We start from the raw sequence: 561 nt of genomic DNA on the forward strand, positions 1-561 counted from the left end.
ATCCCTGCGTCCAGTGTATGGGATAAATATCGCATCTAGTTGGTCTATGACTTCAAAGTTATTATAGCCCTTATCTAGATTTTGCCCCTTAGATTGCTCCAAAGTCAGCTTAGCCATTTTTTCACGCACTTTATCTAGCTTCTCTTGGTTTTTGCGCGTTTGCTTAGAGAATTTGCTAGAGCGATTTGTAAGGCGCGACATATCGTATTGAAGCAATCTTAGCTCTACTTCTTGATTGTAATACCTATCGCTATGGAATGTCTTTGTCGTCATCGTATCTAAGATATTTTGCGTATTGACAGTTCTGCGCAAGCTAGATAGCACCAAAGCACGCATAAGGTTTGCTCCATAGCTAGTAGCGATGTCAGCAGATACCACAAAGCCTTTTTTGCCATTAGCGTCTGTGCCCTCATTTAGCGTAAGCCCTGTGCCCGGACGGAAGTAGCGAATGTCTAGCTTATTTAAGTCACTAGAATTTGCTGCATTTTTTACAACATTTTCAAATAGATAGACTTGGTTTGGCTGTATGTTATCTCCAGCGTTGATTACGATATTACCATT

Annotated in this window: 1 protein-coding gene; it reads right to left on the reverse strand. The window is 40.8% G+C overall.

Going from position 1 to position 561, the window contains the following annotated elements; genetic code table 11:
- The coding region (locus CQA40_RS11395; RefSeq protein ID WP_181882941.1) for a hypothetical protein at window positions 1-561 on the reverse strand (561 nt) is incomplete at both ends.

Source organism: Helicobacter sp. MIT 01-3238 (genome assembly GCF_003364135.1).
In the GTDB taxonomy this organism is placed as follows: Bacteria; Campylobacterota; Campylobacteria; order Campylobacterales; family Helicobacteraceae; genus Helicobacter_B.